The 25,051-nt window shown below is 41.2% G+C and carries 24 protein-coding genes; 15 read left to right on the forward strand and 9 right to left on the reverse strand.

What is annotated here, in order from left to right:
• Positions 1-8 precede the first annotated feature (8 nt).
• From fliF to QL986_RS04430, 8 genes are all read left to right on the forward strand, one after another.
• Positions 9-1,736, forward strand: coding sequence for a flagellar basal-body MS-ring/collar protein FliF (fliF, locus tag QL986_RS04395; RefSeq protein ID WP_290191249.1), 1,728 nt, complete (start codon positions 9-11; stop codon positions 1,734-1,736).
• A complete protein-coding gene (locus tag QL986_RS04400; RefSeq protein WP_028835449.1) occupies positions 1,717-2,736 on the forward strand; it encodes a FliG C-terminal domain-containing protein in 1,020 nt (339 codons plus the stop codon). Before fliF ends, QL986_RS04400 begins: the two co-directional genes overlap by 20 nt.
• Positions 2,737-2,738: 2 nt before the next feature.
• Positions 2,739-3,371 (forward strand): FliH/SctL family protein, encoded by a 633-nt coding sequence (locus QL986_RS04405; protein WP_290191250.1) that lies wholly within the window; start codon positions 2,739-2,741, stop codon positions 3,369-3,371.
• A complete protein-coding gene (locus QL986_RS04410) occupies positions 3,364-4,713 on the forward strand; it encodes a FliI/YscN family ATPase (RefSeq protein WP_290191251.1) in 1,350 nt (449 codons plus the stop codon). Before QL986_RS04405 ends, QL986_RS04410 begins: the two co-directional genes overlap by 8 nt.
• Entirely contained in the window at positions 4,706-5,122 is a 417-nt protein-coding gene (locus QL986_RS04415) for a hypothetical protein (protein ID WP_290191252.1), read from the forward strand. Before QL986_RS04410 ends, QL986_RS04415 begins: the two co-directional genes overlap by 8 nt.
• A gap of 48 nt (positions 5,123-5,170) precedes the next feature.
• Entirely contained in the window at positions 5,171-7,597 is a 2,427-nt protein-coding gene (gene hrpB, locus QL986_RS04420) for an ATP-dependent helicase HrpB (RefSeq protein WP_290191253.1), read from the forward strand.
• A gap of 220 nt (positions 7,598-7,817) precedes the next feature.
• A complete protein-coding gene (locus tag QL986_RS04425; RefSeq protein ID WP_290191254.1) occupies positions 7,818-8,369 on the forward strand; it encodes a heme NO-binding domain-containing protein in 552 nt (183 codons plus the stop codon).
• Positions 8,362-9,312: an ATP-binding protein gene (locus QL986_RS04430; protein WP_290191255.1), complete on the forward strand. Its 951-nt coding sequence runs from the start codon at positions 8,362-8,364 to the stop codon at positions 9,310-9,312. Before QL986_RS04425 ends, QL986_RS04430 begins: the two co-directional genes overlap by 8 nt.
• A 76-nt stretch (positions 9,313-9,388) precedes the next feature.
• On the opposite strand, the gene QL986_RS04435 is transcribed toward QL986_RS04430, so the two are convergent.
• Entirely contained in the window at positions 9,389-9,610 is a 222-nt protein-coding gene (locus tag QL986_RS04435; protein ID WP_008108632.1) for a hypothetical protein, read from the reverse strand.
• 191 nt (positions 9,611-9,801) lie between these two features.
• Between QL986_RS04435 and QL986_RS04440 the strand changes: the two genes are divergently transcribed.
• Both QL986_RS04440 and QL986_RS04445 read left to right on the forward strand, forming a co-directional pair.
• Complete coding sequence (locus QL986_RS04440) at positions 9,802-10,515, forward strand: DUF1499 domain-containing protein (RefSeq protein WP_013464411.1); 714 nt, start codon at positions 9,802-9,804, stop codon at positions 10,513-10,515.
• 119 nt (positions 10,516-10,634) lie between these two features.
• A complete protein-coding gene (locus QL986_RS04445) occupies positions 10,635-11,681 on the forward strand; it encodes an NAD(P)-dependent alcohol dehydrogenase (RefSeq protein WP_013464412.1) in 1,047 nt (348 codons plus the stop codon).
• A gap of 54 nt (positions 11,682-11,735) precedes the next feature.
• Here the strand turns inward: QL986_RS04445 and QL986_RS04450 are convergent, their stop codons facing one another.
• The gene (locus QL986_RS04450; RefSeq protein ID WP_013464413.1) at positions 11,736-12,941 is read right to left on the reverse strand and encodes an MFS transporter; all 1,206 of its coding nucleotides are present in this window, start codon (positions 12,939-12,941) and stop codon (positions 11,736-11,738) included.
• Between the two features lie 341 nt (positions 12,942-13,282).
• On the opposite strand from QL986_RS04450, the gene QL986_RS04455 reads away from it, so the two are divergent.
• The 3 genes from QL986_RS04455 (at position 13,283) to QL986_RS04465 (ending at position 16,114) form a co-directional block, all read left to right on the forward strand.
• Complete coding sequence (locus QL986_RS04455) at positions 13,283-13,705, forward strand: hypothetical protein (protein ID WP_028835426.1); 423 nt, start codon at positions 13,283-13,285, stop codon at positions 13,703-13,705.
• Positions 13,702-13,899 (forward strand): helix-turn-helix transcriptional regulator, encoded by a 198-nt coding sequence (locus QL986_RS04460; RefSeq protein WP_013464415.1) that lies wholly within the window; start codon positions 13,702-13,704, stop codon positions 13,897-13,899. The genes QL986_RS04455 and QL986_RS04460 overlap by 4 nt, the downstream gene beginning before the upstream one ends.
• 88 nt (positions 13,900-13,987) lie before the next feature.
• Positions 13,988-16,114: a TonB-dependent receptor gene (locus QL986_RS04465; RefSeq protein WP_290191256.1), complete on the forward strand. Its 2,127-nt coding sequence runs from the start codon at positions 13,988-13,990 to the stop codon at positions 16,112-16,114.
• A gap of 79 nt (positions 16,115-16,193) precedes the next feature.
• Here QL986_RS04465 and QL986_RS04470 read toward each other — a convergent pair whose 3' ends face one another.
• Entirely contained in the window at positions 16,194-17,075 is an 882-nt protein-coding gene (locus QL986_RS04470; protein ID WP_290191257.1) for a LysR family transcriptional regulator, read from the reverse strand.
• Positions 17,076-17,186: 111 nt separating this feature from the next.
• Between QL986_RS04470 and QL986_RS04475 the strand changes: the two genes are divergently transcribed.
• On the forward strand, positions 17,187-18,167 hold the full coding sequence (locus tag QL986_RS04475) for a TDT family transporter (RefSeq protein ID WP_290191258.1): 981 nt from the start codon (positions 17,187-17,189) through the stop codon (positions 18,165-18,167).
• Positions 18,168-18,244: 77 nt separating this feature from the next.
• Here the strand turns inward: QL986_RS04475 and QL986_RS04480 are convergent, their stop codons facing one another.
• On the reverse strand, positions 18,245-19,645 hold the full coding sequence (locus QL986_RS04480) for a pre-peptidase C-terminal domain-containing protein (protein ID WP_290191259.1): 1,401 nt from the start codon (positions 19,643-19,645) through the stop codon (positions 18,245-18,247).
• Positions 19,646-19,939: 294 nt separating this feature from the next.
• Positions 19,940-20,113: a DUF2986 domain-containing protein gene (locus QL986_RS04485; protein WP_013464421.1), complete on the reverse strand. Its 174-nt coding sequence runs from the start codon at positions 20,111-20,113 to the stop codon at positions 19,940-19,942.
• Positions 20,114-20,274: 161 nt separating this feature from the next.
• On the opposite strand from QL986_RS04485, the gene QL986_RS04490 reads away from it, so the two are divergent.
• Positions 20,275-21,762 (forward strand): dipeptidase, encoded by a 1,488-nt coding sequence (locus QL986_RS04490; RefSeq protein ID WP_290191260.1) that lies wholly within the window; start codon positions 20,275-20,277, stop codon positions 21,760-21,762.
• Between the two features lie 72 nt (positions 21,763-21,834).
• On the opposite strand, the gene QL986_RS04495 is transcribed toward QL986_RS04490, so the two are convergent.
• The 4 genes from QL986_RS04495 to QL986_RS04510 form a co-directional block, all read right to left on the reverse strand.
• A complete protein-coding gene (locus QL986_RS04495; RefSeq protein ID WP_058154340.1) occupies positions 21,835-22,596 on the reverse strand; it encodes an EAL domain-containing protein in 762 nt (253 codons plus the stop codon).
• A 256-nt stretch (positions 22,597-22,852) separates the two neighbouring features.
• The gene (locus QL986_RS04500) at positions 22,853-23,281 is read right to left on the reverse strand and encodes an OsmC family protein (protein ID WP_013464424.1); all 429 of its coding nucleotides are present in this window, start codon (positions 23,279-23,281) and stop codon (positions 22,853-22,855) included.
• 192 nt (positions 23,282-23,473) lie between these two features.
• Positions 23,474-24,631: a N(5)-(carboxyethyl)ornithine synthase gene (locus tag QL986_RS04505; RefSeq protein WP_290191261.1), complete on the reverse strand. Its 1,158-nt coding sequence runs from the start codon at positions 24,629-24,631 to the stop codon at positions 23,474-23,476.
• Between the two features lie 285 nt (positions 24,632-24,916).
• Positions 24,917-25,051 (reverse strand): DUF2256 domain-containing protein, encoded by a 135-nt coding sequence (locus QL986_RS04510; protein WP_010391223.1) that lies wholly within the window; start codon positions 25,049-25,051, stop codon positions 24,917-24,919.

The raw sequence follows: 25,051 nt of genomic DNA on the forward strand, positions 1-25,051 counted from the left end.
AGGCTGATATGAAAGGAGAATTAGCAAAAGTACCTGAGCAAAATGAGAGTAACCTAAAAGAAAGAGTGGTTAATCTCTCAAATAAATTAAATTTTGGTAGCTCAGGTGACAGAAGTGTCGCGACCATTGCTCTACTAGCGACATTAGTAGCGGCAACCATAGTCCTTATTTTATGGACATCGGCTAAAAACTACGTGCCGCTCTACGGTAACCAAGAAAGCTACGATAAAGCCAATATTTTAGAGATTTTAGATAAAGAGCAAATCACGTTTCGCATTGATACCGATAGCGGTAATATTTTGGTTCCTCAAGAAAAGCTGGCGGATGCACGTATTACGCTTGCAGCCAGAGGAATAAAAGCCTCTATGCCTGAGGGAATTGAAAATATTAGCGATAAAGTGTCTATGGGCACCAGTCAATTTATCGAATCTATGCAATACCAACATGCCTTAGAAGGTGAGCTGGCGCGCACCATTATTAACATGCAAGGTATTCGTAACGCGCGCGTACATTTAGCGGTACCTAAACGCAGCTTGTTTGTTGGTCGTACTGAGCAAAAAACCGCAGCGTCTGTGATGGTTGATTTAGCGCCAGGCCATGAGCTAAAACCAGAGCAAGTGGAAGCTATTATTGCACTGATTATTGGCAGTGTACCAGGGCTTGATTCTCGTTCCGTGTCGGTGGTGGATCAGCGCGGTAAATTACTCAGTGGCGATTTATTCGATACTACGCCAGTGGGTAAAGAAACCGATAAAAAACTCGCCTTTATTGAAAAAGTTGAACGCAATATAGAGCAACGCGCCTCTATAATGTTGTTGCCAATTTTGGGTGAAGGTAATTTTAGAATTCAGGTTTCTAGTGATGTTGATTTTAGTGTGGTTGAAGAAACACGCGAAATGGTTGACCCACAAAATGTATTAACACAAGAGTTTATTAAATCTGATAGCACCATGGATCAGCTGGCGGCGGGCATTCCGGGTTCTTTAGCTAATGAGCCACCTGTGCCCAATGAACAAGCTGAAGATGAAAACAACGAGCGTACTTCACAACGAAGTGAGAGCAAGCGACAGTTTGAAAATGGCCGCTCAGTGACTCACACCCAATTTGAAGTAGGCCGTATTAAAAACATGAGCTTATCGGTACTTATTAATGAGCAAGTAGCAGGTACTGCCGATGGCTGGAGCGAAGAAAAGCTCGCTTCATTAGGTGAAATGGTAAAAAAAGCCACGGGGTTTAACGACGCACGCGGCGATCAATTCAACATAACCAGCTTTGCCTTTGTAGAACAAAAAACACTCGCCCCAGGTGAAGGCCTTGAGTGGTGGCAAATGCCAGAGCTTAAAGAGTATGCCCGTTATATTGTTGGTACTTTAATTAGTTTATTGCTGATTTTATTTGGCGTACGTCCTTTAGTTAATCACTTAATTAAAGGCAAAAGTAACGAAGCAAACAACGCCATAGCAACCACAGATAATGAGGTTAAGTCAGCCTCTGCAACAGAAAGACAAAGTAGTCCGCTTGATGAAGCCATTAATGCGAAATCGCAAATAGAAAACTTAACTGCCAAAGAGGGCGCAAGCGAACATCAAAATATGTCGTTACCGCAAATAGGCAATGACTTTGAAGAACAGATAGCGCACATGCAGTTACTTGCTAATAAAGAAACCGAGCGTGTCACATCGGTAATAAAATATTGGGTAGAACAAGGAGTTGAAATTGAATCAAGAAAAGCTTGATAAAGGCTCACAATTACCGGCGTTAGATCGCGCCGCTATTTTATTGCTAAGTATGGGCGAGGAAAACGCCGCCAGTGTTATTCGTAAATTAGGCCGCCGTGAAGTGCAGGCTATTTCTGAGCGCATGGCTAAAATTTCAAACGTTACTCAACATGATGTTGCAGGCACCTTGAGTGAATTTTTTGATTGCTACCGCAATGAAAGTGGCGTCAATGGTGCATCGCGTGTGTATTTAGAGCGAGCACTCGATAAAGCCGTCGGTAGAAAGCTTGCCAAAACTATGCTTGATGATATTTATGGTGGTGCCATGAATGACGATTTACGTCGTTTAGAGTGGATCCCGCCTGAACTTATCGTGCGCTTTTTAGAGCAAGAACACGTGCAAATGCAGGCGCTGTTTTTGGCTTTTTTACCGCCAGAGCAAGCCTCTGCCATTATTGTGCTGTTTCCAGAGTCTAAACACGATGACTTACTTTATCGTATTGCGAGTCTTCGTGAAGTGAGTGAACACGTTATTGATGATGTACGCTTAACGCTTGAGTCGTGTATTGAATTTGTTGGTCGCCAAGTGGGCGCACAGGTTAATGGTGTCGATAAAGCAGTTGAAATTATGAATCGTTATAACGGTAATAAGAGTCAAATTATCGAACTAATGAAAAAACATAACACTAACGTGGCTGATGAAATACAAGAAAAAATGTACGATTTTGACAGCTTAATTAAGCAAACAGACGAGACATTAACCTTGTTGCTTAATGACATTCCTGATGAGTTATGGACGATGTCATTAAAGGGTGTGAACAGTGAGTTTTTAGCGCGTGTTTTAGGTGCACTACCTAAACGTTTAGCGCAAGTGTACCAACAGCAAATTGACGGCTTAAGTGCACAACCATTGAGCAAAGTGATTGCCGCCAGAAAAGAAATTATGTCGATTGTCAGAGACATGAGCAAACAAGGTGATATTGAATATCGCTTATTTGAAGAAGAGACTGCAGGCTAACTATGAGTCAAGCATTTAGGTTTCCCACTTTAAATAAAAATGAGCAACATCAAACGCTGCAAGAGCGTTTAGATGCTGCTCAGCGTGTTGGTTTACAGCAGGGCTATGAAGAAGGGCTCGCGCAAGGGGCTGCCAATAAGCAAAGCGAATTAGAGCAGCAAATGGAGCAACAAATAGAGTTGCGTGTTGCTGAGCGTCTTGAAGTGCAAAAAACACAGCTTATTGAACGTTTTAACACTTTATTCGACAAAGCGAATAACGAACTACTTAACTTTAATGATGAGTTTAAACAAGACATCGCCTTGATGATAAGCACGTTAGCAGAGCACGTTATTGACTGCGAGCTAAAAGTACGCCCCGAAATACGCGCACAGCTGATTGAAAAAGCCATTACCTTGCTTAGCAATCGCGATGTAGTAACAAAAGTTATGATCTCAGGGGCTGATCGCCACTGCTTTAATGATGCGCGTTTAGCTGAATTTTCGGTGCCGGTTTACTTTGATGAGGCTCTGATCAGTGGAGACGTTGAACTGGTGGCAGAGCAACAAACACATCGGTTTTCTTTTTCAGAGCGCCTACAAAGCTTACTGGGTGAAGTGATACCTGAAATACTCAAAGCGCAGCCACATGACTAACCCCCTACACACTAGTTTAAAATCTGCGCTGACAGCGCTAACCCCGCCTGAATTAGTTAAAAGCTATGGTCGTTTAACACGAGTCAATGGTTTAACACTTACCGCGACGGGTGGGCAATTCGCTATGGGCGAAAAGTACCAAGTTGAGAGTGTTGACGGTCACTGGTATGACGCTGAAGTTGTGGGTTTTAATCAAGATGAAGCCTATTTAATGCCCTTGAAAAAAATACAAAATTTATATTCTGGTGGGCGAGTCAGACCAGTTATAAAAAACAGCCATGTGGCTATTTCAGAAAAGCTATTAGGGCGAGTAATTGATGCGCAAATGCAACCCATTGATAACTTAGGCCCACTTGAACAAGACAGCACAATGAGTGCTTGTAAATTGGGTAACGATTATTCTTTAACGCCACTGGAGCGCAAAGGCGTTACCGAGCCGTTAGATGTGGGTATTCGCGCTATTAATAGCCTATTTAGTGTGGGTAAAGGCCAGCGGTTAGGATTATTTGCAGGTTCGGGTGTGGGTAAAAGTAAATTACTTGGCATGATGACCCGTTTTACCTCGGCCGATGTAGTTATTGTAAGCCTAGTCGGTGAGCGTGGTTGGGAAGTAAAAGATTTTATTGAGCAAAGCCTAGGTAAAGAAGGGCTAAAAAAGGCCATTGTAATAGCATCACCGGCGGACGATTCTCCCTTATTGCGTATTAAAGCGGCCGAGCTTAGTCATAAACTGGCGGCCTATTTTAGAGATAAAAATTCAAATGTATTGCTGTTGATGGACTCATTAACCCGCTATGCGCAAGCACAGCGAGAAATTGGCTTATCGGTAGGTGAGCTGCCTGCATCCAAAGGATACCCGCCATCGGTATTTAGTAAATTAACCCAGCTGGTCGAGAGTTCGGGTAATAGTGAAAAAAGCAAAGGCAGCATGACCGCCATTTATACAGTATTAGCTGAGGGGGATGATCAACAAGATCCAATAGCCGATAACGCCCGAGCAATTCTTGATGGCCATATAGTATTGGATCGCACCTTAGCAGAAAAGGGGCACTATCCGGCCATTAATATTGGTTCATCGATTAGCCGAGTAATGCCAAATATAGTGAGCGATGAGCAATTGAGCTTTTGTTATAAATTGAAAAAACTTTATAGCCGCTATATGCAAGTACATGAGCTTATTCCTTTAGGGGCGTATCAGGCAGGTAAAGATCCGGAACTCGACAGTGCGGTAAATTTGTATCCACAAATCGAATCATTTTTATGCCAAGGATTGAACGAACAAGTGGATTTTTCACAGTCAGTGAATCAGTTAAATGCAGTGATGGGTGAACTGAATGCTTAATAAATTTTTAGGATTACAACAACAAAAATTAGATAAAATGCTGGCCGAGCAAACTCAATTACAACAAAGAAGTAACTTAGAGCAGCAGCGACTATTGCAGCTACAGCAGCACATAAACAGTATGGATAAAAACCAGCAAATGAGCTCGGCGCTAAGCTTACAAAATTTATCAGGGATGAAACGCATTTTGTCTGGTTTGTCAGCGCAGCAACAAGCGCGGATTAATGATTCACAGCAAGATGAATTACTTCAACAGCAAGCTTGTTTTAAGCAAATGAGCTTTACCAAAGGCATAGAAGGGATAGTAAGCAACAGGCACCGCGCTTTTCAAAGCCAAGCGCAGCAACAAGAAGCTAAAATATTAGATGAAATGATCAGCCAAGCACATAGTCGTACCCTACATAAATAACTGCTAATTTTTGCTACAATGGCGACAAAGTAATTTAGGGTAAATAGCGTGCTGCCGGTTCAAGAAATATATAACTCACTTATTGATGCATTAAAAGCCAACCCAATCACCTTACTGCAAGCGCCGCCTGGTGCAGGTAAATCAACGTGGTTGCCATTACAGCTTATGCGCGATGGGCATTATAAACACATAGTGATGTTGGAGCCGCGGCGCTTAGCTGCACGTAATATTGCCAATTACCTAGCCCAATGCCAAAACGAATCCCTTGGACAAAGTGTTGGTTTACGGGTGCGAGGTGAGAGTAAAGTAAGTGCGAACACGCGCCTTGAAATAGTCACCGAAGGCATGCTGACACGCATGTTACAAAATGACCCTGAGCTCAGTGATGTTGATTTACTGATTTTTGATGAGTTTCATGAGCGCTCTATCGCAGCAGATACCGCGCTGGCTTTTGCTTTAGAATCGCAAGCGGCGCTGCGTGAAGATTTAACCATTATGCTGATGTCGGCCACCCTCGATAGCGATCGTTATACTGCGTTTTTTAATTGTCCAGTAATTCAGTCAAGCGGGCGAAGTTACCCGATTGACGAAATATATTGCCCAATAAAAGATGAAAGCCGCTGGCTTGATGCCATCCCCGCTATTATAAAACAAGCACTCAATGAGCAAACCGGCAGTGCGCTAGTATTTTTACCCGGCCAACGAGAAATACTGCGCGTGCAACAAGCATTGAGCGACTTACCTAGTAACTGCCTAGTCGCCACTTTATTTGGTGAGCAAGATAAAGCCAATCAACAAGCTGCAATAGCACCTGCGCCTCAAGGGATGCGAAAAGTAGTACTGACCACCAATGTTGCCGAAACCAGCTTAACCATTGAAGGCATTCGAATTGTGATTGATAGCGGCAAGCGCCGTGCAGCCAGCTTTAATTTAAAAACCGGTGTAACTGAGCTGACGACTCAAAGTATATCTCGTTCATCGGCAGTACAACGCGCAGGGCGTGCAGGACGAATAGAACCAGGGGTTGTGTATCGTTTAGGTTCAAAACAAACTTTTGAGCGACGAAACAGCCACGATAACCCTGATATTCTTACCTCAGATATTAGCCAACTGATGCTTGAGGCGAAGCAGTGGGGCGCAAGCATTAGTGAACTCACCTTACTTGACCCGCCGAGTGAGCAACAATGCAACCAAGCTACCAATTTATTATCTATGCTTGAAGCGATAGATAGCCACGGTAAGCTCACCGCACTGGGGAGTAAAATGTTGGGCTTTGGTGCTGATATTCGCCTAGCGCATATGTTACTAAAAGCGCAAATGCTAGAACCACAGTTAAGCGGAATTTATCGCTTAGCTATTTATTTAGTCGCCTTACTAGAAAGCCGAGTTAACACTGCCAATGAGCTTAATCTAGCACTGCATAGTCAACAGCAGCGTCCGCATCCTGTGTATAAGCAACAATTAAATTATTGGTTAAAACGCTTAAAATTTACCGACAGCAAAACAGACTTAAACACCGATCATTTAAGCTTATTAGTGTCGCTTGGCTATCCAGATCGGATCGCTAAAAAACGCGGTAATGGCTACTTACTTGCTAATGGCGCAGGCGCCGAGCTAAACCCTGACTACTGGCATAATGACGAATATATAGCTATTGCCAGTATGGGCGGACACAAAGGCGGGCGAGTTTTTGCGGCCACGGCGCTAAATCCAGTAGCGCTTAAAGAGTATTTACCGCATTTATTCACTGAGTTGACCCGCTGCGAGTTTGATGAAAAAGCTGCTAGGTTTATTCATCAAGATGAAGTAAAACTTGGAGAAATTACCCTTAGCAGCCAACCAAGTAAACATAAGCTTGATAAAACAGAGCGTGCCAAGGCATGGCTTAGTGTGTTTGCCAAGCAGGGCTTTTCACTGTTTTACGAGCAAAAAGAAAGTGAGCAGTTACTTATTAGAATGTGCCTAGCCAGCAAATTGATGCCAGAACAGTTTCCTGTTATTAATCAGCAGCAGCTCATTGAAACAGCAGGTGATTGGTTAGGAGTATACCTTGAAGATATTAAAACCCTTGAGCAACTTAAAAAGTTTAATTATTTTGAGGCACTACAAAACTGTTTTAATTGGCAACAGCAAAGCGAGCTAAAATCTTTACTCCCACTGCGACTAACAGTACCAAGTGGCTCTAACATAAAAATTGAATACCAACTTGATGGACCTGCCAAGCTTAGTGTGCGCATGCAAGAGGTATATGGTTTAACCAGTACACCTATGCTAGCTAACGGTAAATTAGCATTGCTAATGGAGTTGTTATCGCCAGGCAAGCGTTCACTACAGTTAACCCAAGACTTAGCACATTTTTGGAATAGTAGTTACCGCGAGGTACAAAAAGAGATGAAAGGGCGCTACCCCAAGCACTTTTGGCCAGACGATCCTGCCAATAGCCTTGCCACCAATAGAGTAAAAAGCAGAATGTGATCACGCTTCCTTAATGTCACTTAATGTTAAATGTTGACCATACAAATAACGAACATTTTTGGGCGTTTTACAAGCGACTAAACTATTATTACTTTAATGCTGATATTTTACTGGGTAAGACTTATTACCCTAGTGTACATATGAGCAGTAAGGTAGCAAGCGTTTGTAACTAATTGAAGATGCAGCTAACAATCTAAAAGTGATAATAGAGGGAACATGCATGAAAGGCGTTATCTTTAGAGGGCTTGAGGCACTGGTTATTGAAAAATGTGGCATGGCAGCATGGGACGACTTGCTTGAAAAGAATGCACCGGAGGGTCGTGTTTATATTTCTGCAGAAAGTTATCCAGATGAAGAAATAGTTGGTTTGGCACAAGATGTAGCAACTGCACTTTCTATGTCTATGCCAGAGGTATTAAAGGCCTTTGGAGAGTATTTATTTTCTCACTTAAAGGCACGTCATCCAGGCATTGTTGCTAACTTTAATTGTTTTGCTGATCTCATTATTAGTATTGATAAAGTAATTCATGTTGAAGTAGCTAAGCTTTATCATGAGCCTAATTTACCTGAAATTGACGCCCAAATTATTGAAGACGGGTTTATTTTAATGCGTTACAACTCTAAGCGACAGCTTTGTATGTGCGCCGAAGGGCTTATTTTTGGTGCTGCGGCTCATTATGGGGTTGATGCTAAACTTAATCATGCTCAGTGCATGCATGATGGGTTTGATTCGTGTTTAATTGAAATAAAATATGAGACTCCCCATGGCTGAAGACGACTACAATTATAAAAAAGCGTATTTGCGCGAAAAATCAGCCAGAGATCAATTAGAAACCCTACTAGAAGACAAAACACGGGCATTGTTTATTGTTAATCAAGAGCTGGAAGAAAAGCTCGAAACGGTCAAAAACCAACAAATAACCTTAATGCAAAGTGAAAAAATGGCCACGCTAGGGACACTCTCTGCTGGGATGGCCCACGAAATAAATAACCCGCTTGCTTATATAACCAGTAATGTAGAAAGTATAAAATTTATAAAGCCCGTGCTGGTTTCGTTAATGACGGCGGCTCAAAAATTTGTAGATAAATCGATTTCAGTATCGCAGTTGGAGTCTATTTTAGTTCAGCTCAATCAAGAGAACGATTTAAGCTTTATTGTGGACGATATTGATGACTTAGTTGATGATACCCAAGAGGGATTAGAGCGTATCGCTCATATTGTTAGTAACCTTGTCGACTTTGCAAGCCTAAAAGACAACGTAACTGCAATGGCAGATATTACAGAATCACTCAATGGCACACTAAAACTACTCGACAACCAGCTAGGGACGTGTGCTATAGAGTTACACATTGAAAAGTTACCTCTAACACGGTGTAATATATCATCGATGAAACAACTGTTTGTAAACTTATTAATTAATGCCAAACACGCCTGCGACGATTTGCGCGATCAGCAAGGAAAAATAAGAGTTAAGCTGTTTGCCAATGAAAACAATATTTACATAGAGGTAGCAGATAACGGCTGTGGAATGGACGCTGATACACTTAAACAAATGTTCGATCCCTTCTTTACCACTAAACCCGTAGGCCAAGGCACTGGTATGGGAATGGCTATAGTTTACAATGTACTTAAAGAGCACAATGGCACTATAGAGGTTGAAAGTGAAGTAGGTATGGGGTCTTTAATACGTTGTGTAATACCTATTGCTACATAACTTTGTAAGCTTAAAGTTTACAATGTAGGCATGGCTACAAAGTGTGTTGTGGTTATTGAGCGAAGGTATAAGTATCTTAACTCGATACTTCTTGTCCGCCGTGTTGCTCGGCTAAATCATCAAGTTCGGCAACGGTATAATCAAATCCGCTTTCATCATATTCGTAGCTTACTTTAACGCTGTCGCCGCCATTAAAAAGACGTGTTTTTACGTCATTGACTGGCCAATCTTTTAATTCGTGTAAAAAGCGGTTGGCTACTTGTGATGACTCAAACCGGTAACTAATCTCTGTTTTCATAAATAATAATACCCTGATAATTTTACCCCCGTAGTTTGTTGATTTTTACCAAGGAGTCAAGTTATCTACTTTAAAAGGGCAATAAATTATGACTTTATAGATACTTATCGGTCATAGTAATCTAAATTGGAGTGTTAACAGTATAAAGCTGTTTAAAAAACAATAACCATATAACAATAACGGAGTAGGCAATGAAACATTTAGTGACCTTAGTTGGGCTTATCGCTTTTTTAATGGTGGTACTACCGGGACCTCTTTATAAATTTAATATTGTTGAACTAGGTACTGCCTTTGCTGGTTTTAGATTAGGCGTTTATGTTGGTGGGGCAGCATTAGCCTTATTATTAGTTCAAGTGCTATTCATGCGTAAAACAGTGAGCCTAACCAGTGCAGTGGTCACGGTTATTTTTGCAGCTGTTGCGATTGCAATGCCGATTAACATGATGAATACAGCAAAAAGTGTTCCGCCAATTCATGATATTTCTACCGATTTAATTAACCCACCTAAGTTTGTTGCGGTTGTGCCTTTGCGTGCTGATGCACCTAACCCTGTTGCTTACGCGGGTGAAGAAACGGCAGCGCAGCAACGTGAAGCGTACCCAGAACTAAAACCGCTCGAGTACAACCAAACCCAAACAGAGCTGGTGGCAGCAATTACTAAAGCCATGGAAAACTTAGGCTGGGAACTGGTTAATAGTGATGTTAATAATGGCATTGTTGAAGCAACAGACACCACGACCTGGTTTGGCTTTAAAGACGATGTTGTGGTTCGTATTAACGATAAAGGCAGTAAGCGTGTGGTCGACATACGTAGTAAATCACGCATTGGTAAAAGTGATTTAGGTAAAAATGCACAGCGTATTAAAACACTGATTGACGAGTTAAATGCCGTTGTTGTGGAATAATTGAATACTAATAAACAGCCCTGCACTTTATGGGGCTATTTGCAGTTGCACATGATCAGCTTATGTTCATAGCTGACAATGCATACTGTGGATGATTTTTAATAAACTATGGAGTTATTATGAAAACAGTCGGATATGCAGCAAAAAGCCAAGGTTCTGAGCTTACAGAGTTTTCTTTTGAGCGCCGCGATTTACGAAATAACGATGTAGCAATAGAAATTTTATATTGTGGTGTGTGCCATTCAGACTTACACGCAGTGCGTAACGACTGGGGGGGTAGTAATTACCCATTAGTTCCTGGGCACGAAATTGTAGGTAAAGTAATATCAGTCGGTAGTGATGTAAAAAAATACAAACAAGGCGATACCGTTGCCGTAGGGTGTATGGTTGACTCCTGCCAAAGCTGTGACCAATGTGATAATCACGAAGAGCAATTTTGTCGTGAAGGCATGGTCGGTACTTACAGCGGGACCGATAGAGTTAACGGCGAAATGACTCAAGGTGGTTACTCTAAACACGTTGTAGTACGCGAAGAGTTTGTATTATCAGTGCCTGAAAACTTAGAATTATCGCGCGTGGCGCCGTTACTTTGCGCCGGTATTACTACTTATTCACCATTACATAAATGGGGTGTAAAAACAGGTAGCCGTGTTGCAGTGGTAGGTCTTGGTGGATTAGGTCATATGGCGGTTAAAAATGCAGTAGCAATGGGTGCAACCGTTACTGTTATTGGTCGTACTGAGTCTAAAAAAGAAGATGCAATTAAGCTCGGCGCACAGCATTATTTAGTATCAAACAATGATGATGAAATGAAAAATGCGCAGTCAGCGTTTGATGTCATTATTGATACCGTGCCTGTAAAGCATGACTTATCAATTTACACACCACTACTTGATATCGATGGTACCTTGGTTATTGTTGGCCAAGTAGGCCCAGTAGATGAGCTAAACACAGTTCCTCTTTTAATGGGTCGTCGTCGTGTGGCTGGTTCGTTAATTGGCGGCATTGCAGAAACACAGCAAATGCTTGATTTTTGTGGTGAGCACAACGTACTGCCAGAGTGTGAAATGATCAACATAGACGAAATTAACACCGCTTATGAGCGTATGGAACGCTCTGATGTGCGATACCGTTTTGTTATTGATATGTCATCTATTAGCGTTTAATACGCTAAAGAGTAAAATGTAAAAAGAGCCGCTTAGCGGCTCTTTTTGTTTTTATTAACAAGGCTGTGCCTGTTTAGTTTTGTTGCCGCTAATTTGTATATAACTAAGCAGCCACATTAACAGCCCACCTAAAAATAAAGCCGCAGCAACATAGCCTGTTTGATTTGGCGCTGCCCCTTTTGCAATAGCAATGCCGCCAACCCAAGGGCCAATAGCATTTGCAATATTAAACGCACACTGCACTAATGCCCCAATCATGGCGTGGCCGTCAGGTGATACATCCATTAACAGCGTTTGCACTAAGGTTGATAGCCCTAAGCTGCAGCCAATAAAAAATATAACCGCATACAGCAGATAAATATTATAGCTGGCACTGACATATGCAAATGCAAAAACAATGGTAGAGGCAAGCGTAAATCCGGTGGTTTTTATCGCTGATTTATCGGCAGCTTTACCAAGTACGTAGTTACCGAGCGTAGAGCCAATACCAAACATCACCATAGCAATTGAAATTGTATAGGGCGCGCTCTGAGTGACCTCTAAGATCGTATCGGCTACATAGGTATAAATACAAAATACGCCACCAAAGCCAATAATAACAATCCCTAATATTGACCAAACCAGTTTGTTTTTTAGCACCCCTAATTCGTTGAGTAAGTTAGATGTATGGGTGTTTTTAACATTAGGCACCACGTTATACACAAAAATAAAGGCAATAAACGCCAACACCCCAGCCGCAGCGAGGCAATAACGCCAACTAAGATTTTGCCCAACCAATGTCACCACCGGCACACCAACGATAGTGGCTATGGTTAAGCCCATAAACACTTTTGACATAAAGCTAGCGCGTTTTCCTTGCGGTGCTATATCAGAGGCCAGTAATAACGCGGCACCAAAATAAGCGCCATGGGGAAGGCCACTTAAAAACCTAAACAGCACCAGTTGTTCTAACGAGGTCGCTAATGCACTTAAACTGTTTGAAATACACATTAAGCTTAAAAATAATAATAGCGCTCGTCGTTTTCGCATATTTGCCGTTGCCAACATTAAAATGGGTGCGCCAACCACCACCCCAAGAGCATAAGCACTAATAGCATAACCACTTTGTGACGGGGTACTGCCAAATGCCTCACTAATTAATGGCAACATAGGCATCATAGAAAATTCAGATAACCCCAAAATAAAAGTACCCAACGCCAGCACAATTAAAATAGCGGTTCTATTGGGCTGACCCGACGGCGATGTAGTATCAACGGCCATATAAAATCCTTGAAGATAATAAATAAAATTTAATAACAAACTAAATGCCAGTGCGTTTAAAAATAAAGCACACACGCTTATTTAGTTGAATGTGGAAATGAGGAGTAAAGAGGCGTGCATTTTAAATTAAAAGCTCTCTTTCGTCATGGACTAAACCATAATTTAAGATGAATAAAATTTAACTTAAGCCAACCAAAGGATGGTTAAGTAAGTTCAGCAAAGTATTAACGCAATCAAAAATAAGCAGTGTTAAATTTAAAATGTAATGTTAACTTGACTTTTTGTAAGGTATGAATGATATTTGTAAAGTAAGCATTACTTTTAAAAACAGGATAAAGGCAATGAAAGCAGAATTAAATTTAAAACAACGCCAAATTAAAAATACCAGTTACCTAGCTAAATGGACCTTAATATGGCTTTTTACTTTAGCTATTTGCAGCTTTGGCCCCACTTTAATCTGGGATCGTTCAGCGCTAATTAGTGGCTTTTTTATTATTATAAATTTGGCTGCTGGCGTAGGGATGATTTTAGCCAACAAGCGCTATTTGCAAGGCATGGATGAATTAATGCAAAAAATACATCTCAGTGCCATGGGGTTTACCTTAGGTGCAGTGTTAGTAGGCGGGCTGGCATACACCAATTTACAATTGAGTGGTTTAATTGATTTTAAAGCGCAAATACCCGACTTAATGTTTTTAATGGGGGCGGTGTATTTAATTAGTGTGTATGTGCTTAATAAACACTATTGCGCAGGTGATGAATGAAAAATAGATTAAAAGTGTTAAGAGCCGAGCATAATTTCACTCAAGCAAAGTTGGCCGAGCTGTTGGATGTATCGCGCCAAACGATTAATGCCATTGAAAAGGGCAAGTTCGATCCCAGCTTGCCACTGGCTTTTAAGGCCGCTAGGTTGTTTAAACTTAAAATAGAAGACATTTTTGATGACGAACAGGGTTAAAAATTAACAAAGTGCGACAATATGTCGCGCTTTTTAACTTGCCGCAGCACGTATAATTTACCCACAAAATTTTTGTGGTAAATCAATAATGACTGATAAAAAAAATCCCCTAACCTCCTATTTAGTATCGCCTTTGGCACTTGTTATAAGTGGCGTACTATCGCCTGTTGCCTTTGCAGATGACGCCTCAATTGAAGTGATTGAAGTACACGGTCAAGCACAAAACAAACACCTATCGTTAGGTTCATCTGAATCGTTATTAACTGATTTAGGTGTGGACTTTTCAGCCGCCGGTGGCATGGCTAACTTACCTGTTTTAAATGGTTTAATGGGCGATAGAGTGGCGGTACTGGTCGATGGAGCGCAAATCACCGCCGCCTGTGCCAATCAAATGAACCCGCCACTGTCGTATATTTCAGCCAATCAAATTAGTAGCTACAAAGTGGTTGCAGGTATTTCTCCGGTAAGCGCGGGAGGCGATAATATTGCAGGGGTGATCGCGGTTAATTCTATTTCACCTCAGTACAGTGAAAGCAAGCAACTTGGCTGGCACTCTGGCTACGTATCAGCCCAATACAATACGCTAGATAACGCCAAAAAGGTAGGCGCGGGCATGCGCATTGCCAGCGACGTATTCAGTTTTAATTATCAAGGTGCGTTTAGCGATGCTAACAGTTATGAAGATGGTAACGGCGATTTAGTGCTCGATACCCTGTACCGCGCGCAAAACCATAGTTTAAGTGCTGCCATGCGCGATGATAAGCAACAATTAGTTGTTAAGCTAAGCCATCAAAAAATACCCTATCAAGGCTTTGCTAACCAATATATGGATATGACAGATAACACCAGCTATGGCGCTGTTGCCCAGTATAAGCGTGCTTTTACAAACAGTGAGCTTGAAGCGCAGTTAAATTGGCATAGCGTAAAGCATGAAATGGGCTTTTTCAGCGCAGAAAAAACCGGAAAAATGCCAATGAAAACCGACGCCGAAGATATAAGCACTCAGTTAAAATGGCGATTAGCGCTTGATAACAACAGCCAGTTATTACTCGCCCAAGAGTACCATTATATGAATATTGATGATTGGTGGCCTGCGGTTGAAGGCTCAATGATGATGGGGCCAAATGACTACAACAATATTAATAACGGCCGGCGTCAGCGTATTGCCCTGCTTGCTGAATATGAAAGCCAACTAAATACTCGCTGGTGGTTAAATGCAGGCGTTCGATTTGAAAATGTAATAACCAATACCGACGATGTACAAGCATACAACGCAGGTATGGCCGCTATGAGTGCGATGGCCATGGCGATGCCAAGCGATGCAATGGCCGCTAAAGAGTTTAATGGTCAGAACAAAAAACAAACAGACAACCTAGTCGATGCAAACGTGCTGATTAACTATCAACTAAGCAATAATGACGAATTACAAATTGGTTTAGCTCGTAAAAATCGCGCACCTAATTTATACGAACGTTACAGTTGGGGTGTGGGCAATATGGCCACCACCATGATAGGTTGGTACGGCGATGGTAATGGCTATATTGGTAACATTGCCCTTAAACCTGAAACCGCACATACGCTTAGCACTACGTATACCCGTATGGCTAAAGACGACAGCTGGCGTATCAGTGCTAATGCGTGGGTGAGCGATGTAAATGATTATATTGACGTCAACAGAGTAAGAAGCTTTAACCGCACAGCGCTTGCTGCCAATACTCGTAATGTACTTATGTTTAATAACGTAGATGCCACGCTTTATGGAGTAAAGCTAGATGCGGTTGCTATTCTGCACGAGTCTAAGCAGTATGGTAATTGGTCGTTAAAAGCTAACATTACCAATACCCGTGGTAAGCGCGACGATACCAATCAGCCGCTTTATCAAATTAAGCCACTGCAAACCTACTTTGCGATTAACCAGCAAATAGGCCGCTTTGAAAACGCACTCACGTGGCAGTGGGTCGATAGTAAAACCCGCGTAGATAGCAACCGCCTAGAAAACCAAACCGAGCAGTATCATTTACTTAATTTAAGCTCAAAAGCCAGTTGGGATGCATTGACTGTGAGTGTTGATATTACCAACCTGCTTGATGAGTATTATGAATTACCACTGGGCGGCGTAAGCATTGCTGAGTTTAAACAAGATTCAACGCAGGGGTTCAATCAATTAGCAGGACAGGGTCGTTCTATTAATTTGGCTATGAGTTACGCGTTTTAAGATGAGAGAGTAAGTTAGTGTGAGCTGTCAGATTCGATTTTTGGTTAATCGAATCTGACAGTTAATGACTATTAATTTTTTAATTCTGCTTGTGACAAAAATCTATAAACTGCGTTAGCAGCGGATTTTTGTATTTGTCTTTATGCATCACTAACCAAAACTGTCTTTGCATGGAGTGGTTTAAGTTAAGCTGCGTAACGCGGCCATCGTTTAAAGCGTACTGTGCCGCGAGTGACGATAAACATCCCAGTCCTAACCCTTCTGCAACGCTGTTGATCAATGCCTCTGTGGTATTGAGCTCAAAGCTTTGGCTCCAATTATCGATATGCGTAGCAAGGTTTTGTAAAAAGAATGAGCGTGAGCCAGAGCCGGTCTCTCTTAATACCCATTGACTGTTTGCTAAGTCATTAAAACTAAGCTGTGGTTTTTTAGCTAAAGGGTGGGATGGCGGCGTAATTATGCACATGGTGTCTTGACTAAACACGGTTGAGACTAAGTCACTTTGCTGGGCATGGCCTTCTATTAATGCAATGTCGAGTTCAAAGTCGCGCAGTTTTTGACAAATAAGCTCAGAATTTGAAATAAAAACCTGCTGAGAATAATGCTGCTGTTGTTGGCGAAATCCACTGAGTATAGAGGGTAACACATGATTACCAATGGTATCGCTGGCACCTATTTTTAACGTGCCGCTGGCTTTTGCGTGGGACGAAAAAAGCGTATTAATATCATTTGCTCTGTGCAGTAATTCATCTGCCAAGGGCAGTAATTTTTGCCCTTCTTGATTTAAAATTAAGCGATGATTTACCCGATCAAACAATGGGTGACCTAACTGCTTTTCAAGCTCGCTAAGCGCCATACTGAGTGCCGCTTTAGACAAGTAAAGTCGCTCTGAGGCTGCGCTAAGCGTTGTATGCTGGGTAATACCTACAAACACTTTAAGTTGTTTAAGAGAAATATTCATGAGCTTGGTGTTTAGTTTTTCTGAACGTGTGTTCTATATAATTAGATTTAACTAAACAAAATGCAAGGTTAAACTTCTTTATAAGATAAACAGTGAGAGTGGAGTATAAACATGTTTAATTATATAAAAGCCAAAGTAATAACCGCACCCACCCCAATGGGCGGATTAGCATTAGGCATAGCCAGCCTTGGTTGGGCTTGGGAAAATATGTTCAATGTAAATGGCGCAGCGCAATACACTGGGGCGGCAATTGCAAGCGTATTATTGTTAATACTTGGCTTAAAATTTTTACTGCACCCGCAATTACTAAAAGCCGACTTAGCGCACCCTGTTGTAGGCAGTGTGGTGCCTACTTTTGCTATGGCAACGTTGGTGGTATCTAATTCGTTAGAGCACGTTAATCCATTAGCAGGGGATGTGCTTTGGGTAGGCGCATTTTTATTGCATTTGGGATTTTTACTGAGCTTTATTATTCATCGTGTTCGTGAGTTTAAAATTGAACACATGGTGCCAAGTTGGTTTGTACCACCGGTGGGGATTATTGTTGCCGATGTCGCGTTCTCGGGTAATCCTGCACTGCTATTTTTAGCGCAAGGGGCACTTTATTTTGGCATGTTAATGTACGCAGTTATGCTGCCGATAATGATTTATCGGATAATATTTGCTGAGCAAATTCCTGATGCTGCACAGCCTACACTGGCTATTTTAGCGGCGCCAGCAAGTTTATCGTTAGCGGGGTATTTCACTGTGGTGACCCAACCGTCACCAGTGATTATTGGGGGGTTATTTGGTATTGCCATACTAATGACACTCATTATTTACACTGCCTTTTTTAAATTACTGCGCCGCACATTTTGCCCAGGGTTTGCTGCATTTACCTTTCCCATGGTTATTGGTGCTACGGCGTTATTTAAACTTGCAGATTGGATGCAAACGATGAATATTGATATGCAGTTTATAAATCAAATACACCATTTAGCGGTATTTGAATTGCTAGTAGCAAGCGCTGTGGTTGGCTATGTAGCGATCCGTTATACGCATTATTTTAACCCTTTGGCTTCAAAGTGGCTTGAATATAAAACGAATAGGTAATTATCAGGTTTTTGTTTATTTAATTATTATTTTTGCGACAGTTAAAAAAGAGCCCAAAGGGCTCTTAACTGGGGGGATTAATAAGGATTGATAGGGGAGTAGAAGTTGTTGTTATTACCATTAATGCTCACGTCTAGTTGCATACCATTATGAGTGTGGCTAACCACATTGTAATTATCACCAGGTAGTAGCTTTACTCTATTAATATTTTGATAGTTAACAGCACTGCCACATTGCAATGTCACTCTTTGCGTATTAGCGGTTTCTTTGAAGATGTAAACTTCATTGCTGCCGTCAACAACACCTGTACCAGAGGCCTCGATGAACAGTGAGGTTGCCTCACTGGCTGCAATAGAAAAGTACTGATTGCTGTGATGGCCTAAAGACACGATGGCGCGCCCCATTCTGTCTCGTTCTTGGAAGTGCGTATCGGTTAAGCTATTGTCTAAAACAGGCACATCAATAAAGCGACTGCTGAAGTTAAGTGTCTCATGGCAAAAGTCAGTGACTACTTCATCGGATACTGCACCAGCAACACCATCCGGGTCGTACACGCTGTTTGCCATTAATGCCATGCCTGCAGACGTTCCGCCAACGACACCGCCCTTATCAAAAACGTGTTGCACAGCGGTTTGTACTTTTGTACCTTGCCATTGATTAAGGTAATCAGATTGGTCACCGCCTGCAATCCATACAAATTCGGCACTGCGGATAGCCCAGTCAACATAGTCATCATTTGCTTTGTTGCGAGTATCAATGATCAGTGTTTCTACTGAGTCGGCATTAATTAAGTTCAGTAAATAATCGTTGTAGGCGTCAGTACCTGAGGTTCTAAGCACAACAACATCGGCACCGCTGCCAACATGGTTGGCAACGCGATTACTAAATGCTTGATCAACATCGCTGCCACCACCCATAAGTAATACAGCACCTTGATCAGCTGTTAATGTGCTACATGAATCAGCACTGCCACCTTGTAAATATGCTTGTAATGAACCTGGTTTTGCAGGGCGAGAACTATAGCCACAATCACCGTTACCACTTCCGCCACCGGTGTTACTACCTTCACCAAAATTGACTGTTAGATCGTACCAACCTGTACCCGAGTAACGCGTTACTTTTACATAATAAGTACCCGTTGATTGCGCGTTATAACTGCCTGTTTCTGGTACATTACTGGTCGCTCCTTCGGCTAGGGCCGAACCCGTTTCTTGATATAATGCCCAGTCAAAGTCATCACGAGTATGATGATCAAGATTAACTTCAATAGGTCCGGTTTGCGTTAGTTCGAATCTAAACCAATCAGTATCATTTCGACTCAACGAGCCTGCAACGGCGGTATTACTACAAAGTGGGGAATTTGCATTGCTTTCAGTGTCGTTTGATTCAACTTCGTTTATTAAACAAGCATTACTTGCAAACGAAAAAAACATGCATGCGGCTAGTGATCCATTAAGAATTGAGAGTTTTCTTTTCATTATTGTTACCTGAATTTTAATTACATAGAAGCCTTCCTACTGCGAGGCATTATTGCTTTTAAATTATTCAGGTTTTTTTATTCGTCGAACCATTCACTTAAATGATAGTTGACAGAACATTCTTGAGGAGCACTAGGAGTGATAATAAATAGTTTGTTCATTTATGCCTCCTAAGTGATTATTGGTGTGTTTCAGCATTATTGCTGAATGTTCAATATTACAGTTAGGTGTTTAGTTTGCAACTATTTATTAACTTTTATTTCACTTTTGTTCCAGGCTTTTGTTTTTATTGATTTATAAACATGTTTCATCGTTTATAGACTCTATTTGCTGTTCTTGAGCCAGTAATGCTAATTTTTCACGTTCAGCTTTAGACACATAAGCAGGTTTATTACTTTTATGTAATTTTGCATTTGCGCGCTTATCTTTGTTATTAAACTTTGTAATGATCTTTTTTCTGCGATTCATGATTAACCCCGTAATTTTAAGGTGCGCATTATACAGGCATCTTTAGTAAAGCTGTTAGATAAATATAGTGGCGGTTTTACGCTCTGTCGCAAAGCGTTGTTTGTTATTAAACAAGGGCGTTATAATTATGGTTCTTAGTTGTTAATTAAATGGGATTTGTTTTGAAAAAGTTAGCTTTAGCTAGTATCGCTTTATTGGCCTTTAATACTCATGCACAATTAAATAAAATTAATGACAGCGTGGCTGATTACGCTGTAAATACCTACCAAAGTGCGCAAGTACATACACTAACAAATTTGGTGTCTTTTCCAACGGTCAATAAAAGTGATGTTTGCGCACCACAAAATCCCGACTTTATTGGCTTTAAAGCGTTACTAAAAATGAAAGCGGCTGAGCTTGGTTTTGATTATCAAGATTTAGGTTACACCGTACTTATTGGTATGGGGCAACAAACTGAAAAGGTAACCATAGTAACTCATGGCGATGTACAACCTGCTAATGCCAGCAAATGGAAGCAAAGCCCATTTATTATTGACACCTCAGAGGTGGGTAAGTTGGTTGGCCGTGGTACCGAAGACGACAAAGGCGCTATTGCGACTGCAATGTACGCCATGAAGGCGATAAAAGATAAAGGCATAGCGCTTGATAATCGTATTGAATTAATGATTTACCTAGCGGAGGAGTCTGACTGGGGGCCGTTAACTGAGTTTATGAAAACTTATCAGCAACCAAAGTATGCGGTAACCATTGATGCCTCATACCCTGTAGTGGTTGCTGAAAAAGGCTGGAGCTTAATTGCGCCAACATTTGATGCAACATCACCACAAACAGGTGTGTATGTCAGTGATGTAACCGGCGGCGCATTTGCCAGTCAAATCCCTGAAGATGCCAGCCTATTACTACATAACGCCAACGAAACATTAATTAATCAATTAAAAGCAAAAGCTAACACACTTAAGCAAGTTGAATTTAATTTTACAGAGCAAAATAACGCGCTGGCCATAAGTGTTAAAGGCATGTCGGCTCACTCATCTGAACCGGAATCAGGCGTTAACGCCATTGCTTATTTAGCTGAAATATTTAAAAACGTTGAGCTTGAAAACAATAGTGATGGCCAGCTCATTGATTTTGTTAATCAGCTTATTGGTTTAGATATTCACGGTAAACAGTTTGGCGAAATTGCTTATGAACATGACTTTATGGGGCCAATGACCGTAGCGCCTACGGTTATTGAACGTGAGGGTAATGCGCTTACTTTAGCGGTCAATGCTCGCCGTCCGGTTGGTAAAGATGAGACGTTACTTAAACAACAAATTGATACTGCGCTTGCTAATTGGCAAACGGTTAATCAGGTTACGTTAGCTAACATTAAAACCACCATTGGTACGCCCATGCTTTTAGATAGCGCACCCCATGCGCAAAAGCTACTTGATATTTTTAAGCATTATACGGGTGATAAAAACGCTGATTTTGTTTCAATAGGGGGCGGTACAAATGCCAAGCTATTTGATAATGCCGTGTCGTTTGGCCCATCTATGCCGGGCAAACGCTACACCGGGCACTCAGAACATGAGTTTATTACCCTTGAGCAATTAGCACTTAATTTACGTATGTACACCGCAATGATGATAGAGCTGGGGAATATGTAATTTTGGATATATAACCTATATCTAATACGAAAAAACCGCCGTAACGGCGGTTTTTTTTATAGCAACGGTGTGCTATTGAAAATCAACTTCTGGCAAGCATTCAAATCCAGGTTTTGCAAATAAATAACCTTGCATTAGCTCAATACCTGCGTGTTTTAACCACTGATATTCTTCAACGGTTTCAATGCCTTCAGCCAGAGCTGTAACATTTAGCGCGCTAAACATGTTTAAACAGTGAGTTACGATTGCCTGGCGATTTTTATCTTTGTCGATATCTCTGATCAGCGCCATATCAAGCTTGATAATATCAGTTTGAAAATCGGCTAATAGGTTTAATCCAGAATAGCCTGAACCAAAGTCATCGGTGGCTGTTTTAAAGCCTAATTCTTGGTAATAGCTCACAACACGTTTTACATGTGCGCTGTCTTCTATTTTTTCGACTTCTGTAAATTCAAACATAATATTTGTTGTAGGGAAGTTATACTTTTTAGCGGCTTCTAGGGTGGTACGAATACAACGCTCTGGCTTGTAGATAGCGTTTGGTAAAAAGTTAATACTAAGCATCGAATCTACACCTAGCTTTGATGCAAGTGCAATCGCTTTAATTCTGCATAACTGATCAAACGTATAGCGGTTAGTATCGTTAACACGAGAAATAATAGAGTAGGCCGATTCATTATTTAAACCACGGACAAGTGCTTCATATCCAAAAATAGTATTATTTTGACAATTTACAATAGGCTGAAATGCCATGGTAAAGTCAAAATCTAGTTCATTCGAATCAACGCAATTGCTACAAGATACTTTTTCGCAATTTAGTGATTTATCATTCATTCATCGTACCCTTTGTTTTAACCTACAAAATAAGGTGTGGTTAAGCCTGCCCTTAATCCTAACAAAGTATTGATATTTTACATAATCTATTTAACTGTTTTTGTTTAACCTTTTTGTAACTCACTGCGATTAAACAGTGCCTTTATTTCTATGATTAATGAAAAAGTAGCAATAAGGTTATGGCTTTTTTACATGCGCATAACCTTACTTTTCATGAGCTTTAAGCGCTTTGCGCCTAGCTTAATACACTAGGTATTTACTTAAGTGTGGCGTTAAGCGAAATCTCAGTATTTAATAATTTTGAGATAGGGCAGCCTTTTTTGGTTTGTTCGCACAATGCTTGAAATTGCTCATTTGAAATATCTGCAATGGTTGCATTTACTTCAAGGGCAATGTGCGTCACGGCAAAGCCATCATCCACTTCGTCTAAACTAACCACTGCTTCGGTGTTTATGTTCTCAGCGGTAAAGCCCGCTTCACCAAGTGCCAGCGATAAAGCCATACCAAAACAGGCACTATGTGCTGCACCCACTAATTCCTCAGGGTTTGAGCCTGGCTTATCTTCAAAGCGGGTATTAAACCCATACGGCTGGTTATCTAATGCGCCACTTTGCGTTGAGATATAACCTTTCCCTTTTTTAATATCACCAGACCATGTTGAACTTGCAGATTTTTTAATCGTCATTATGTTCTCCTTGTTGAGGGTGTAGGCTTTTTAGGTTAATTAGTCATACCGTGTAGTGTTTGCAATACGTTGTAAACACTACACGGTAAAACAGCTAAAAAGCGTTATTTACATAGATAGTTGCAAAATAGAAGCCAAATAATTGAATAAACAAGGTTCACGTTATGTTTGGGATTATTTATTATCCCGAATTTAGGTTATATCAGCTATTTGCAGGTGATAAGGCGGGGCGCTTTCACGGTTTTGAAACGCTAAAATAGCGTTGTTTTTAATTATTCCGTGTTCAATATTGATAGCGCGGCGAATGGTTTCGTCTTTTTGCCATTGCTCTGGACCGGCTAAAACAGTTGGCAAGTATACAATGAGCGCGGCAGAAATAGAGCGCGTTGCACTTTCCCATAAGTAGCTAGGGGTATGATCAACCGCGTAATAATCCGTGGTTTTATAGCTAAACATCGGGTGTTTAAATGTTGTTGGCTTTGCAAAAAAGAATCCCATTCCTTCATCACAACTTACATCTATTATAAGGCTATTGGGTTTTAAGCAATCGGCTTCAGATTCAATCACAAAATTGACGGGGTTTGCGGTTTCTTGGTAGGTGCCATTAACAATAATGTCAGCTTCGCTAATAAGCTCAGTAAGCGGGCGCTGCGACCCATCGTGCTCAACCACTATCATACGAGCTTCGCCTTCAATGCCTGGGCGTACTTTAACATAATGACAATCAAGTACTTCTTCACGCACTTGATGATCGGGGCGCTGTATACAAATTGTAATATCTCTAAAACCATGAGCTTTTAATGCATAAATAGCGCCTCGGCTAACAGCGCCAAAACTAAAAATAATGGTTTTACGTTGATTACCGTAATGGCCATCAATGCCTTTTAGTTGCAGAGCATGTAACACCGCACAATAACCAGCCATTTCATTGTTTTTATAAAAAGTATGACGGCCCACATTCCCCTGTGGTGACCATACAAACATGTCTTCAAAGGCAATAAGAGTAAGCTTTCTATCAAGGGCAGCTTGGGTAATTGCTTGTTGTTGTACGCAATGTACATAGCCCCAAATTGTGCCGCCTTCTTTAAGCTCTTGTAAATCAGCAAGCACTGGTTTGGCAATAATGACGGTGCCTAATTGGGTTAAAATATCACTGCGGGTGGCAATGCCGCCTGTCAGTGCTGCAATTTCTTCGTCGCTCATATTAAATGCCGCGCCATAACCTTGCTCAAAAATCATTTTTTTTCTGAGTTTTTCAGGTATACGCATTAAATGCGCAGGATGAATAGGGTAGCGTCTTTCATATGTTTTACGTGATGTTCCAATTACGCCAATAGTTAATTCACTCATGCTATATCCTTGATTAAAGTATGCTGAGTTTATAAACGAATAATGCTACATCGCTAACAAACAAAGAGGGGTTTTACAGGCAAGCTCACGCCATGGCTGTAAAATAAGGCTTGGTAAAGGGTGTTCTTTTAATTAGCTGTGCTAGGTATAATGAATGTTGAGCAGGCAGAGGGTAGAGTGTTAACTTGCATTGAATAACAAGTTGAAACGTTAACCACTATAACAGCTATGTAAGATATAAAGTGAGATTAAAGCGAATATGCGTGTATTGGTTTTTATAAGCGGCTATTTGCTGCGTTTGCACCGCTCTGAGCAATAAATAACGTTATCCCAATCTCGTTGCCACTTTTTACGCCACGCAAACGGCTTATTGCATACTGGGCAAATTTTTTGCGGTAAGTTAAGTTTTTTGTGCGCCAT

It is taken from the genome of Pseudoalteromonas sp. APC 3250, assembly GCF_030407915.1.
Classification (GTDB): Bacteria; Pseudomonadota; Gammaproteobacteria; order Enterobacterales; family Alteromonadaceae; genus Pseudoalteromonas; species Pseudoalteromonas tetraodonis.